Consider the following 13,770-nt stretch of genomic DNA (forward strand, 5'->3'; position numbering starts at 1 on the left):
GCTGATCGCAGGCAGGTGCTTTAGTGCATGTGCGGGCGTTCCCCCGGGGTTGAGATTCCCTGCCAGCTTTACACCTATCAGACCGTATAAACGGTCTTGGCCCAACGGGCCGAGAGACGGTTTGATGGCCTGAAGGGCCAAAGGAACATAGCCCAGGGTTTACCCTGGGAAGGCGTTTTTCCCTCGATCGAGCCCTGAAGGGGCGGCGGAAAGCGTTGCCGTCGGGTTCTGCCGCCCCTTCAGGGCTCGATCGTGATTTGACGGTTATGCAGGGTAAACCCTGGGCTAAGTTCTCTTGGCCCTTCGGGCCGTAAGGCGGTGGCGCTATTGCAAATTACTTGCAAAATGGCCGTGGCCCTCTACGCTTTTTTGCGTGAGGTTTGCGCTGCTGGTTTGCTGCTGCCTTTTGGTTTCTAAGCCTGCGGGCCGGGCGGAGGCCGGCTTTAGAGTGGCCTCGTTTTCGACGGTGCTCAGCGAGGTGGCGGAAAGGGTCGGGGGCGAGCACGTGACGGTGGCAGCGCTCGTTAAACCCGGCATTGACCCGCACGAATACCAGCCGACGCCGGGCGACCTCGCCCAGGCAAGCGACGCCCGGCTCATTCTCATTTCGGGCAAAGGGCTGGAGAATTACCTCGACAAGATCGAACAGGTCACCGGCGGCAAGGTCGAGGTATTGGCGGTGGGTGATCAACTGCCTTCGCTGACCCTTAGACCCGGCGATCAAACGGGCAGCGCAGGCGCCCCCGCCCTGGATCCGCACTGGTGGAACAGCGTTCCCAACATGATCCGGGCCGCCGGGGTTGTTGCGGACGGTTTTGCGCGGCTCGATCCTGCGCACGCCGCGGATTACGAACGGAACGCGTCGGCGTACCGCGCCGACCTGTCCGCGCTGGATAAAGAACTGAGGCGGAAGATTACTCAACTGCCGCGAGACCGCCGGATCCTGGTCACGTCGCACGATGCGTTCCAATATTTCGCGGCGACCTACGGGTTTACGATCGCCAGCATCGAAGGGGTGAGCACCGAGACCGAGCCGTCGAACAAACACGTGAGCGAACTGATTGAGGAGATCAAGCGGCGCGGGGTCAAGGCCATCTTCCTGGAGAGCACGCTCAACCCCAAGGTCAGCCGGGAAATTACCCGTGAAACCGGCGCAACTATCGGCGGTACATTGTACGCCGACGGGTTAGGGGAGGCAGACGCGGCAACGTACGCCGGCATGATGCGCCACAATGTGGATACCATCGTCGACGGGTTGAAATAAATGCGAGGAGCCCCGTTAATTGAGGCGTTGGTTGCATTGGGGGCGCTGCTGTTGCTGGCCCTGCCGATCCGGGAGCTGACGGCGCGGTCCCGGTCGAAGCCTGCGCCGGCCGTACAGGCGGCTCCGGACAGATCGGTGCGCCTTGAAATAACAGGAACGGCCTCTGCATTCGAATTCAACGTCAGTTACCTCGGCCGGGAGATCTGGTCGGGGACAGGTCACCAGGCGCCGAGCCACGCCGATTTCAAGCTGCCGGTGCCGAAAGAGGGAATTGACCTTGAGGTCAGCGCCCGGTTTCCTGATGCGAGCCTGCACGCGTTGCGGCTCACCTTCTCGACCGGGGACGGGATCGGAATCGAGCGTTCGGCCTGGGGCACGGATACCTTGGACGAGGTGCTTACGTATCAACCGGCCCCATGAGCAACGTAACCCAGGAACAAGTCAGGTAAGATGCCCGATCACCGCCTTCTCGTTCGAGATTTGACCGTCGCGTACCGCCGCGTTCCGGCGATCCATCACGTTGGTTTCGAGATCGCCTGCGGGCGGTGCGTCGGCCTGTTAGGACCGAACGGCGCGGGCAAAACCTCGCTTTTCAAAGCGCTCGTGGGACTGCTCCCGATGGAAACGGGCTCCGTGGAACTGCATGGGCATTCCGGCAAAGCCGGCCGAAACGCGATTGCGTACCTGCCCCAGCGCAGCCAGGTCGACTGGGATTTTCCGATCACCGTGCGCGGCCTGGTGGAAATGGGCCGCTACCAAGCCCTGGGGCCCTGGGGACCTTTCAGCGAACGGGACCGGCAGGCGGTTGACCATTCCCTGGCGGAGATGGAATTGGCGAACCTGAGCGAGCGCCAGATCAGCGCCCTGTCCGGGGGCCAACAGCAGCGGGCGTTTCTCGCCCGGTCGCTCGCGCAGGAAGCGCACGTTTTTCTGCTCGACGAACCGTTTACCGGCCTGGACCGGCCGTCCCAGCAGGTCCTGGTGCAGGTCATCCATAAACTCGCGGCGGCAGGGAACCTGGTGATTGCGTCGCATCATGACCTGAAGAGTGTGCCGGATCTTTTCGATGAGGTCATTTTCCTGAACGGTGAGCTCATCGCCTATGGTCCGACCGCGGTGACCTTCAATAAACAAAACGTCGAGCGCACGTTTGGAACCCCGCCCTTTGCAGGAGGAGACGGCCACCATGGATGGTAGCGCGGGCGCGATCCTGCTGGAACCGTTCCGGCACGATTTTATGCAGCGCGCCTTCCTCGGGTGCGTGCTGATCGGATTTACAAACGGCGCCCTGAGCATTTTCATCGTGCTGCGCCGGTTGGCCCTGATGGCTGACGCGATGGCGCATTCGCTGCTGCCCGGGTTAGCCCTCGCGCTGATCCTGTTCGGGGTTGCGCCGGGTTCGCTGTTTTTCGGCGCCCTGGTGGCGGCGCTGCTGGTGGCGCTGGGGACTCAGCTTATTTCCGGGAGCTCACGGATAAAGGAGGACACATCGCTCGGTCTGCTGTTTGCCTGCTCGTTCTCGCTCGGCCTGGTGCTGCTGAACTTTGCGCCGGTACGGGTGGATATCAGCCACTACCTGTTCGGCAACATCCTCGGACTCAGCGACGCGGACCTTTGGACCACGCACGTCATCAGCATTATCTCCGTCCCGACGCTGGTGGCCTTACGCCGGCCCTTGCTGCTGATGATGTTTGAACCTTCGGTGGCCGCGAGCCAAGGCGTGCCCGTAAGCGGGCTCCGCTATCTTCTGATGGGGATCCTGGTGCTTTCCATGATTTCATCGCTGCAAGCGGTCGGGGTCGTGCTGGCCCTGGGCATGTTGATCGCTCCGGCCGCGACCCTCTACCTGGTGACGGATTCGTTTACCGTGATTTTCTGGGCGGCAGGCTTTTTAGGGGCGTTCGGGTCGTGCCTTGGGCTTTGGTTTTCCTACCTCTTGAATCTGCCGTCGGGCGCCTGCATTGTCCTGGTTCTGAGCGGTTTCTTCCTGCTGGCGTACGTTTTCAGCCCGCGCTACGGGCTCATCACCAAGTTCCTGCGACGGCAGCACCTTCATGAGGAATCATTGGCGCGGTGGCGCCGGCAGGGCGAAGCCGGAGAGGGCTCAGGGGACCGCCAGGCCTGACCCGGACGCGCGCGATCCTTTCCGCCGTCCTTCCGCGCGGCGCCCACGCCCACCGCCGTGTCCTTGTCCTACCCGAGGTAAACGACGTCATTCGCCCCGTCACGCACCGAAACCGAGTTTCCCGCATTGGCCAGCCGCAGCACCAGTTTGCGGTCGCCTTCGAACCAAATTTCCATGCTGAGATCCTCTTCCAGCACCTGACGGACTTTGGAGAGCTTCTCGATGCCCGACGCAACTTTGGCCTCGGCATGAATGCGCATGACCAGCCCGTCCTGGAAAACAACGGTTACCGTCGTCTGTTCTTCCTCGATGCTCGTGACGGCGCGACCGCGCACGAGGTCGGTCAGATCTGCGTTCTGCCTCATGATGTCCGAAACGAAGGCGCCCGGCAGATCAACACCGGGCGCCTTTAAAACTCCACCATCCGATCTTTCGAGGGGGAACCTGAGACCGGCTCAAACTACTCTAATTCGCGGCGAGCAAGACAGGAACCCTCCCGCTACAAACGGCCTTGCACCAGCCGCACCACGGCCACGATTAAAGCAATGACCAACAGAATGTGGATCAACGACCCTGCTACGTGCGTCGCGAGGCCTAACGCCCAGAGAATGACGAGAATGACGACGATGGTCCAGAGCATAACACCCTGACTTCGTTTCAGATTCGCCCCCCGGATGTGCAACCCGCTCACACCACGGGCACACGGCGGGCGCGGAGGAAGAGAGCGGGCACAACGACGGAGTTCACACGGCGAACACGGCGGAACACGGCGGGAAGGGGAAGAGTTTGGAGTTCGGAGTTTGGAGTTCGGAGTTTGGGACTATGGGCGACCTAGCAACCGGCCCCCCGGCGAAGAATCAAAAGCGCGTGGGCCGCGCCGTGACCACCTGCACCTGCCTCGCGTCAATCGGGATCGGGAAACTGGTTCCACCCTGCGGTTCAAGGACGAACCTCTCTTCGTGGGATTTGTCCGGGCTCCAGCTTTTTGAGGTTGTGAAGCGGATGACCACCTGGAGGTGATCGGAGCCGTTGTTGTGGACCAGGACGGTATAGTTAGGTGCGTCGCCCTTGATGACGTCGATGCGCAGACTTGGGAAGGCGTTATCGACCCGCGGTGTAGTCCAGTGGCAACCCGTCATGGATAAAACCAGCCATGCCGTGCACGCCAGCAGGGTGTAACGCCACCTCGGAAAATGCCGCGAATGCCACAACCCGAAAAATGCCACAAATGTGGAGAATAGCCGGTACCCACTCATCCGTCATCGGCGCTGATCCACGTAATTTGTGAATCCCGTCGGCCGGACTGCCGGGGACCGTGTCCGGCGTTCGGAGCACCAGCGTGAGGGCGGACGCCGGCCTGCACCCCGGATCCAAAAGAAATGTGTGTTGCCGCCGTGGTCGCCGTGCTCCGCCGTGGCGCCGTGTGATCCTTTTCCGCCGTGACCACCGTGTGACGAGAATCGACCAACCCGGCTAAGATCAGCCGTTGATTTCGTGAATCGCCATAACCGGTCCGAGTGCGGCTGCAGGAGGCCAAGGACCGGACTGCTCGGGTACGCCACCTGGCACGGCGGCTGCTCGCGTCGACTCCGAGTAATACTCGGATACGAAATCGTGATACCGGAAACGCACATGATCAAATCGATGCAGACAACGGTTCGCAAATGGCTGGCGGGCCTGGCCACCTTGGCCGCGTTAGCGGCTACGCTCCAGGCTGAACCCCTGAAACTCGGGTACAGCGACTGGCCGGGATGGACGGTCCTGGAAATCGCCAATCAAAAAGGCTGGTTCAAGGAAGCCGGCGTTGTCACCGACCTGGTCTGGTTCGATTATTCGGCTTCTCTCGACGCGTTTTCTGCCGGCAAGATCGACGGCGTTACCGTGGTTCCGACCGACGCCTTGGTGCTCGGAGCGTCCGGCAACAAGAGTAAGTTGATCGCGATCACGGATTACAGCGATGGCAATGACAAAATCATCGGGGAACCGGGCATTGATTCGATCGCGGCGCTCAAGGGGAAGAAAGTCGCGGTTGAGTTCACCCTGGTCGATCACCTGCTCCTTCTGCAGGCGCTCAAGGTCAACGGCATGTCGCAATCGGACGTCGTCCTGGTTAACACCCCAACCAATAACACGCCCCAGGTCCTGGGGTCCAGGCAGGTCGCGGCGGTTGCGGCCTGGTACCCGGTTGCAGGGCAAGCGCTGAAGCAGGTGCCGGGATCAAAGCCGCTATTTACGAGTCACGAAGCGCCGGGATTGATCTACGACGTGATCGCCGTCAGCCCGACGAGTTATGCGCAGCACAAGGCTGACTGGGCGAAAATCGTAAAAGTTTTCTACCGCTGCGTTGACTACCTTCAGAGCCCGGCAACGCACGATGACGCCATCAAGATCATGGCTGCCCGGGTTGGGGCCGACCCTGCCGAATACGCGAAAAACCTTCCCGGAACCCATTTCATGACCATACCGGAAGCCAAGAAGGCGTTTACGAAGGGGCCCGGGCTGGACTCAATTTACGGGTCGATGGAGAACGGAAACAGGTTTAACCTGGACAACAAGGTCTACCAGCAAACGCAAAATCCCGCGAGTTACCTGGCGCCCACCATTACCAACGAGTTGTGAGCCGGCGAACGGAAGGATCAAGGAAGGATCAAGGAGGGCGACGATGGCGAATCACGACCGGCTCGGCTTGAAAGAACCGCTTTCGGAACGCACGCAGGTATTCCTTACCTTTCTCTCATTTGCGGTTCCGGTCCTGGTCTGGTGCGCAGTCAGTTACATCCCGTGGCTCTGGCATCCGGTGGTCAAAGTCACGAACATAGGCTCCGTCGACTATTTCGTGGAAGGAATGGAAGTTCCCTGTGCGGAATTCGATCAGCAGGCGGCGAAGGCGAAGGCGGAAGGGGGCGATCCGCCGCAAGGTGACCGGGTGAACCCGGCTTACCTGCCGGCGCCGCACGAGGTGGTGCGCGCCTTTTACACGGCGTTCACGACGCCGCCCCGTTTACCGAACGAGCCGTGGCTGCACCAAAGCCTTGGGCACAGCATCCGGACGATCCTGCTCGGATTCCTGATTTCGTCCGTGATCGGGGTGCCGTTGGGGATCCTGTGCGGTGCGTACCGCTTTTTTTCACGGCTGCAGGAACCATTCATTGAATTCTTCCGGTACCTGCCTGCACCTGCTTTCGGCGCGCTCTGCGTCGCAGTTTTGGGAATTGAGGACGGGCCAAAGATCGCGATCATCTTTATCGGCACGTTTTTCCAGCAGGTGCTGGTGATTGCCAACACGGTGCGCAAGGTAGATCCTACCTTGATCGAGGCCGCGCAAACCCTGGGCGCGAAAGGCGGGCAACTGGTCACCCAGGTGATCGTCCCCGCGACGATCACGGACATTTATACCGACATGCGCATCCTGCTCGGTTGGGCGTGGACTTACCTGATCGTCGCCGAGGTAGTCGGAACGATGTCAGGGATCACCTTCTTCATCAACCAGCAGGCGCGCTACCGGAATTTCGACAACGTTTACGCGGCGATCATGATGATCGGCATCATCGGGCTGACGAGCGATTTCCTCCTGGCCTGGCTCGGGACCAAGCTCTTTCCCTGGAAACGGCGGCGTTCCGCGGCGGCCGGGCGGTCCCGCTGGTGGGCCAGGCTCTGGCCCAAGGCGGTTCCCGTGCCGGATACTCCCTGATCCCCGGCACGGGGCACTTGCGTATGCGTCCACAACACTCCGGCTATGTCGTTGAGCGATCTTGAACTGCCTGATTATCGCGCCCAGTCGCCTGAGGTGGCGGCGCGGTTCGCGCGGATCCGGGAACGGCCCGTAATCCTGAGCGTCCGGGACCTGTGCAAATCGTTTGCGGCGGACGACCGGACCCACGTGGTCCTTGACCGGGTGTCGCTGGACATTCACCGGCGCGAATTCATTTGCGTCATCGGGCCCTCCGGGTGCGGCAAGTCGACTTTTCTTCGCATCGTGGCCGGGCTGGATCGGGCGACCGGCGGCGACGTGCTGCTGGACGGCAGGCCCGTCTTCGGCCCCGGGCCGGACCGCGGCATGGTTTTCCAGGGCTACACCCTTTTTCCCTGGCTTACCGTCAAGCAGAACGTCATGTTCGGCTTGCGCATGAGCGGCAAACCGACGCAAACCCAGCAAGGGGAAGCCAGCCAGTGGCTCGAGATGGTGGGTCTGAGTAAGTTTGAGAAATCCTACCCGCACGAACTATCCGGCGGGATGAAACAGCGGGTCGCAATCGCTCGCGCGCTTGCGAACGAACCGCGCATCCTGATCATGGACGAACCGTTCGGAGCGCTTGACGCGCAGACGCGCGCCCAGATGCAGGGCTACCTTCTCCAGATCTGGAAACAAGTCGACGTGACTATCCTTTTTATCACGCATGACCTGGATGAAGCGGTCTACCTGTCCGATCGCATCCTCGTGATGGGGAGCAATCCGGGCCGGGTGCTCGAGTTTCTTGAAAATCCCGTTCCGCGCCCCCATACGCCGGCGCAGTTCGTGACGCCGGCATTTCTGTCGCTTAAAGCCCGTTTGGAGCACCTCATCCATCCACCGGTGCAAGTTGCGGAGGACAAACTACCACTCGTGAAACTTACCCTGGCGGGCGATGACGTCGAGTAATACGGAGTGCGGATCGAATGGACAACCTACACCCGACGAGAAGCTTGGTTGGTCTGATATCCGTATGAAAGAGATCTCCGTAAACGATGCCAGCGCAAAGCGCGGCACCGGCTCCGTCCGGCGCGTGAGCATCTCACTGCCTGAGGACGTCTTTCGCGAGCTGGACGAACTGGTGGCGGACCGGGGCCTGGAGAACCGTTCGAAAGCGATCGCCGAGATGATTTCCCATTTTGCCCTGAAACGCCGTGAGGCGCAGGGGGACGGCATCATGGCGGGGATGATTTCCCTGGTTTACGACGCCTCGAAAGGCAACCTTGTTCAACAGTTGTTCGAACTTGAACGCCGGTACCTGAAAGAGGTGATCAGCTCGATGCACGTCCAGCTCGAGGAGAATCATCGGATGGAAGTCATGATCGTCCAGGGTCCCGTTGACACCCTGAAGCGAATCACCAACCATATCATCGCCTGCACGGGGGTGATCTCATGCAAGCTGACCCTGGTTCAGCCGCTGATTCCGCAGGTCCACTTTGCCGGTGGCCGGAGCGAGCGTGCCGTTCCGGTGTGAGACCGGCGCCGCCTTTGGTTTTGCGTTATGACAAGCACTTCAACTCCCACAAACGTGCGTCCGTTGTTTACGGAAGGCATTCCCGGGGGCGCCATGTGGTCCATGCGCATCCCCCGTCACCGTCTCGTCCGGCTGACGGCCCTTGATGCCGGGGCAAATGTTTCCGCCCTCTTCTACAACGCGTTACATCCGCTTGACCGGCTCAACCTTCCGGACACGCTCAAGGCGCTGCATACGGCGAAGCTAACCAGGGGCCACATTCTGATGACCGACATGGGCCATGCGCTCGCGTCCATCACGGCCGATTCGCTCGGCTGGCATGACCCGCTCGGCGGCCACATCAATGCGGCCCAGGTCGCGGCGAAGTTCGGCCTGCATAACTACCAGCGGTACCGGAATGATTTTTACCGCAACGCGCGTGACAACTTCCTCATCGAACTCTCCAAGTACGGGCTTGGCCTGCCCGACATCGTGGCGAACGTCAATTTCTTCAGCAAAATCGTCGTCGGGGACGATGGCCGGATGCAGCTGATTCCCGATCATTGCCCGGCCGGGGCGAGTATCGACCTGCGCACCGACATGGACGTGCTTTTCCTCCTGGCCAACTGCCCGCACCCCCTGACCGTTGCCGGTGATTACCCTCGCGTGCGCGTCCAGATCGAAATCTTTCCGTGCGACCCGCCCGGGCCGGACGACTACTGCCGCAACTTTCGTCCGGAATGCGGCCGGACGCTCGCCCTGACCGAACGACTCTATCTATGAGCACCCTCGTCTACACCGAAAGTAAACTCGTTCCTGAGGACGCGGTCTACCGGGAAACCATTCCCGCGGGGGACGGCTGGTTCCACCCGGTGAAGGCCGGTCAGAGTCTGCGCATCGTCGACCTGGAGGGAAATCAGGCTGCGGACACCTTCTTTTTCAACGAACACGATCCAACTGAGCGTTACAGCGCGCAGGACACAATCCGTGAGCAGGCATCAATCTACCTGACAACCGGCACCAAACTGATGTCTAACTTGTGCAACGTGATGCTTACGATCACGGCTGACACCTGCGGGCGTCACGACACGCTCGGGGGCGCCTGCGCGGCCGAGAGCAACATGGTCCGCTATTCATTGGATAAGCGCTTTATGCACGCCTGCCGGGACACCTTCCTGCTCCAGATGGCGCGTTCGGGTCTGCCGGTAGGCAAACGCGATCTGGCGCATAACATTAACTTCTTCATGAACGTTCCGGTGACTCCGGAAGGCGGATTGAAGTTCGACGACGGTGTTTCCGAACCCGGAAAATACGTTGAGATGAAGGCGGAGATGGACGTGCTTTGCCTGATTTCGAACTGCCCGCAGCTGAACAATCCATGCAACGCCTACAACCCGACGCCTATTCAGGTGCTGATCTGGACCCCTTGAGATCAAGGAAGACGATCGTCGCACGGCCGTTGGAAACCGCCCATGATTACACGATTTAAATGCTCGGTGCGAGTTACATCTACGGATAGTCTGCAGGCCGTCTTCCGCTCCTTCAGGGCGCAAAACGGCTTTGGAGCTGCCCGTGCCAGGAAGCTTCATTCGCCCCACGCGGTTATGTCTCAATCGGACCTGACCGGAACCTAACCAGCCTTACGTCATGTTTTCGAAGGTCCTGATCGCCAACCGGGGGGAGATCGCCCTGCGGATTCTGCGCACCCTGCGCAAACTCGACGTCCGCGGCGCGACGATACACTCTGAAGCCGAGCCGCTTGCGCCCTGGGTCCGCGAGGCTGATGAAAGTTACTGCGTCGGCCCCGGGCCCGCGCGCGACAGTTACATCAGCATCCCGGCGGTTCTTAAAGCGATTCAGGACTCCGGGGCGCAAGCGGTGCACCCCGGGTATGGATTTCTCAGCGAGAACCCTGATTTTGCCGAGGCGTGCACCTCGGCGGGAATCGCGTTTCTGGGGCCGGCGCCTGAGCAGATCCGCCTGTTCGGCCTTAAACATACCGCGCGCGATCTGGCTTCGAGGAGCGGCGCGCCCTTGCTGCCGGGCACGGACCTGGTCACGTCGGCGGACGAAGCCGTGGAGCGCGCCCGGACGATCGGATTTCCGGTGATGTTGAAGTCGACGGCGGGCGGCGGCGGCATCGGGATGCAGGTCTGCGAAGGTGAGGCAGAGTTACGCGACGCCTTTGATCGCGTGCGCCGGTTAGGGCAATCGAATTTCGGGAATGCCGGCGCGTTCGTGGAGAAATTCGTGGCGCGAGCCCGGCACGTGGAGGTGCAGATCTTCGGTGACGGGACGGGCCGCGTCCTGGCGCTGGGGGTGCGGGATTGTTCCCTGCAGCGGCGCAACCAGAAGGTTGTCGAGGAGACTCCTGCGCCTAACCTGCCCGAAGGGGTTGCGAGACAGTTGATGGCGGACGCGGTAGGTCTGGCGGCCTCGGTAAATTACCGGTCTGCCGGAACGGTGGAGTTCCTGTACGACACGACCGCACGGCAGCACTACTTTCTCGAAGTTAACACCCGCCTTCAGGTTGAGCATTGCGTGACCGAAGAGGTCATGGGGGTTGATCTGGTCGAATGGATGGTGCGCCTGGGGGCGGGGGACCCCGGTTTCTGGCCGGACAAACCCCTGGTTCCAGCCGGCCATTCCATGCAGGCGCGAATCTACGGGGAAGATCCGGGCAGAAATTTCCAGCCTTCGCCCGGAGAACTGACGGAGGTCGCCTTTCCGGCGAACTGCCGGGTCGACGCCTGGGTCGAATCCGGAACGGTTGTGTCTCCGTTTTACGATCCGATGCTGGCGAAGATCATCGTGCATGGTTCTGACCGCGAGGCCGCGGTGGAACGTCTCCGGCGCGCGCTGGCCGAGACCCGGTTGGCCGGAATTGTCACCAACCTGGAATACCTGCGCGAGGTCACGGCCGAACCCTTCTTTACGGAAGGCAAAGTCATCACGCGCAGCCTGGCCGATTTCCATTACCATCCGCCCACGGTCCGGGTAATTGCGCCCGGTACGTTTACGACCATCCAGGATTACCCGGGCCGCATCGGGTACTGGGAGGTAGGAGTTCCTCCGTCGGGCCCGATGGACGACTATGCGTTCCGGCTTGCCAACCGGATCGCCGGCAACGACGAGGGCGCCCCGGCGCTCGAGTGCACGGTGACCGGTCCGTCGCTTCATTTTGATGCCGGCACCACCATTTGCGTGGCGGGCGCCGACATGAGGCCGGAGGTGGACGGCGCGCCGGTCCCGCTCTGGCAACCCGTGCCGGTGCGCGCCGGGCAAGAACTTGAGCTGATCAGCATCACGGGGGAGGGGTGCCGGACCTACATCGCCTTTCGGGGCGGCCTGGACGTACCGCTCTACCTTGGAAGCTGCGCCACGTTCACCCTCGGCCAATTCGGCGGGCACGGCGGGCGCGTGCTGCACGCGGGCGACCTGCTCTACCTTCGGAAGGAAGGACCGAGGCTGCCGCCGGCCGGTGTACCGGATCCTTCGAGCGTCCGGATCCCGGTCTATACGAACCGCTGGGAAATCAAGGTGATCTATGGTCCCCACGGGGCGCCCGATTTTTTCACCCCGGGCGATATCGACACGTTTTTTTCAACCGATTGGGTCATTCATTACAACTCATCCCGGACCGGGGTACGCCTGATCGGGCCGAAACCGGTCTGGGCGCGTCCGGATGGGGGCGAGGCCGGGTTACACCCGTCTAACATCCACGACAATGCCTACGCGATCGGCACGGTCGACTTCACGGGCGATATGCCGATCATCCTGGGTCCGGACGGGCCGAGCCTCGGCGGGTTCGTCTGTCCGGTGACCATTCGATCGGACGAGCTTTGGAAGGTGGGACAGCTCCGGCCGGGCGACAAGGTGCGTTTTGTGCTGACGGATGCGCAGGGAGACCGGCAGGACGGCGTACCGGATTCGGCGATTTTGCGCGCGCCGGAGTTACCGCCGGACCTGCCCCGGGTGGTTTACCGGCCCTGCGGCGACTCCAACCTCCTCGTTGAGTACGGTCCGCTGGAACTCGATCTCGGCCTGCGCCTGCGCGCTCACGCGTTGATGACGTGGCTGAGGGAACGGCAAATTCCCGGGATCATCGATCTGACGCCGGGTGTGCGCTCGCTCCAGGTGCACTTCGACCGGCGACGGTGGTCTTTGGAAAGCATGGCCGATCTCCTTGCGGAAGCTGAAAAGCAACTGCCCGACATGGAACACCTCGAGGTTCCGTCGCGGATCGTCCGCCTCCCCCTCTCGTGGGATGATCCCGCGACGCGGCTGGCCATTGAGAAATACATGCAGTCGGTGCGTAAAGATGCGCCGTGGTGCCCGAGCAACATCGAGTTTATCCGGCGCATCAACGGCCTGGAATCGATCGACGACGTCCGTGAAATCGTTTTCAACGCCAGCTATCTGGTGCTGGGTCTGGGAGACGTCTACCTGGGAGCGCCGGTCGCGACTCCGGTCGACCCGCGTCACCGCCTGGTGACGACCAAGTACAATCCGGCCCGGACCTGGACGCCGGAAAACGCGGTTGGCATCGGAGGCGCTTACCTGTGCGTTTACGGGATGGAGGGTCCGGGAGGATACCAGTTTGTCGGGCGAACCATCCAGATGTGGAACCGCTACCGCGTGACCCCGGTCTTTTCCGAACCGTGGCTCCTTCGTCATTTTGATCAGATAAAATTTTATCCGGTCACCGCCGACAAGTTGCTGCGGGCGAGGGAGCAGTTTCCTTACGGGCGTTACCCGTTGCAGATAACGGAAACCACCTTCCGTTTGTCTGAGTACCGCAAATTTCTGGCGACCATCGCCGGCGACGCCGTACGGTTCAAGACCCGGCAGCAAGCCGCCTTTACGGCGGAGCGCGAGCGCTGGGCCGGTTTGCCCGTGGCCTACGAGGCCGAGGCGCAGACGGCCCCTTCGCCAGGCAGTGAAGGGGAGTTGCTCGAGGGGGCAACGGCCGTGGACTCGCCCGTCACGGCGAACGTGTGGAAGTGCGAGGTGCAAGCCGGCGACCGCGTCGCCAAAGGACAGACGCTCATCATTCTCGAAGCGATGAAAATGGAGATCGGCGTGGCGGCGCCCTGCGACGGCGCGGTGGCGGCCGTGACGTGCAAGCCCGGACAGATGGTCATGCCCGGCCAACGCCTGGCGGTCATCGCTCGGGAGATTGAAAACTGAAGCCGACT

14 protein-coding genes are annotated in these 13,770 nt (G+C 61.5%); 11 read left to right on the plus strand and 3 right to left on the minus strand.

Annotated features, from left to right (window positions below):
* Window positions 1-373 precede the first annotated feature (373 nt).
* The 4 genes from JO015_13985 to JO015_14000 are packed head-to-tail and all read left to right on the plus strand — an operon-like array spanning window position 374 to window position 3,389.
* Window positions 374-1,264: a zinc ABC transporter substrate-binding protein gene (locus tag JO015_13985; protein MBW0000207.1), complete on the plus strand. Its 891-nt coding sequence runs from the start codon at window positions 374-376 to the stop codon at window positions 1,262-1,264.
* Complete coding sequence (locus tag JO015_13990) at window positions 1,265-1,684, plus strand: hypothetical protein (protein ID MBW0000208.1); 420 nt, start codon at window positions 1,265-1,267, stop codon at window positions 1,682-1,684.
* A 30-nt stretch (window positions 1,685-1,714) separates the two neighbouring features.
* Window positions 1,715-2,461 carry a metal ABC transporter ATP-binding protein gene (locus JO015_13995; protein MBW0000209.1) on the plus strand — a complete coding sequence of 249 codons (747 nt, stop codon included), beginning with the start codon at window positions 1,715-1,717 and terminating at the stop codon, window positions 2,459-2,461.
* A complete protein-coding gene (locus JO015_14000) occupies window positions 2,451-3,389 on the plus strand; it encodes a metal ABC transporter permease (GenBank protein MBW0000210.1) in 939 nt (312 codons plus the stop codon). Before JO015_13995 ends, JO015_14000 begins: the two co-directional genes overlap by 11 nt.
* 68 nt (window positions 3,390-3,457) lie before the next feature.
* Here JO015_14000 and JO015_14005 read toward each other — a convergent pair whose 3' ends face one another.
* The 3 genes from JO015_14005 to JO015_14015 all read right to left on the minus strand — a co-directional run bounded on the left by JO015_14005 (window position 3,458) and on the right by JO015_14015 (window position 4,645).
* On the minus strand, window positions 3,458-3,754 hold the full coding sequence (locus JO015_14005) for a hypothetical protein (protein ID MBW0000211.1): 297 nt from the start codon (window positions 3,752-3,754) through the stop codon (window positions 3,458-3,460).
* 134 nt (window positions 3,755-3,888) lie between these two features.
* On the minus strand, window positions 3,889-4,029 hold the full coding sequence (locus tag JO015_14010; GenBank protein ID MBW0000212.1) for a lmo0937 family membrane protein: 141 nt from the start codon (window positions 4,027-4,029) through the stop codon (window positions 3,889-3,891).
* A gap of 217 nt (window positions 4,030-4,246) precedes the next feature.
* Window positions 4,247-4,645, minus strand: coding sequence for a hypothetical protein (locus tag JO015_14015; protein MBW0000213.1), 399 nt, complete (start codon window positions 4,643-4,645; stop codon window positions 4,247-4,249).
* 388 nt (window positions 4,646-5,033) lie between these two features.
* Here JO015_14015 and JO015_14020 point away from each other — a divergent pair, with 388 nt between their 5' ends.
* From JO015_14020 to JO015_14050, 7 genes are all read left to right on the plus strand, one after another.
* A complete protein-coding gene (locus JO015_14020; GenBank protein MBW0000214.1) occupies window positions 5,034-6,008 on the plus strand; it encodes an ABC transporter substrate-binding protein in 975 nt (324 codons plus the stop codon).
* Window positions 6,009-6,051: 43 nt separating this feature from the next.
* On the plus strand, window positions 6,052-7,080 hold the full coding sequence (locus tag JO015_14025) for an ABC transporter permease (protein ID MBW0000215.1): 1,029 nt from the start codon (window positions 6,052-6,054) through the stop codon (window positions 7,078-7,080).
* A gap of 45 nt (window positions 7,081-7,125) precedes the next feature.
* Entirely contained in the window at window positions 7,126-8,028 is a 903-nt protein-coding gene (locus JO015_14030) for an ABC transporter ATP-binding protein (GenBank protein ID MBW0000216.1), read from the plus strand.
* Between the two features lie 64 nt (window positions 8,029-8,092).
* Window positions 8,093-8,593 carry a ribbon-helix-helix protein, CopG family gene (locus JO015_14035; protein ID MBW0000217.1) on the plus strand — a complete coding sequence of 167 codons (501 nt, stop codon included), beginning with the start codon at window positions 8,093-8,095 and terminating at the stop codon, window positions 8,591-8,593.
* A gap of 27 nt (window positions 8,594-8,620) precedes the next feature.
* Window positions 8,621-9,355, plus strand: a complete 735-nt coding sequence (locus tag JO015_14040; protein ID MBW0000218.1) for a DUF1989 domain-containing protein — start codon at window positions 8,621-8,623, stop codon at window positions 9,353-9,355.
* On the plus strand, window positions 9,352-10,002 hold the full coding sequence (locus JO015_14045; GenBank protein ID MBW0000219.1) for an urea carboxylase-associated family protein: 651 nt from the start codon (window positions 9,352-9,354) through the stop codon (window positions 10,000-10,002). The genes JO015_14040 and JO015_14045 overlap by 4 nt, the downstream gene beginning before the upstream one ends.
* Window positions 10,003-10,219: 217 nt before the next feature.
* Window positions 10,220-13,762: a 5-oxoprolinase/urea amidolyase family protein gene (locus JO015_14050; protein ID MBW0000220.1), complete on the plus strand. Its 3,543-nt coding sequence runs from the start codon at window positions 10,220-10,222 to the stop codon at window positions 13,760-13,762.
* Window positions 13,763-13,770 lie beyond the last annotated feature (8 nt).

This window comes from Verrucomicrobiota bacterium (assembly GCA_019247695.1).
Classification (GTDB): domain Bacteria; phylum Verrucomicrobiota; class Verrucomicrobiia; order Chthoniobacterales; family JAFAMB01; genus JAFBAP01.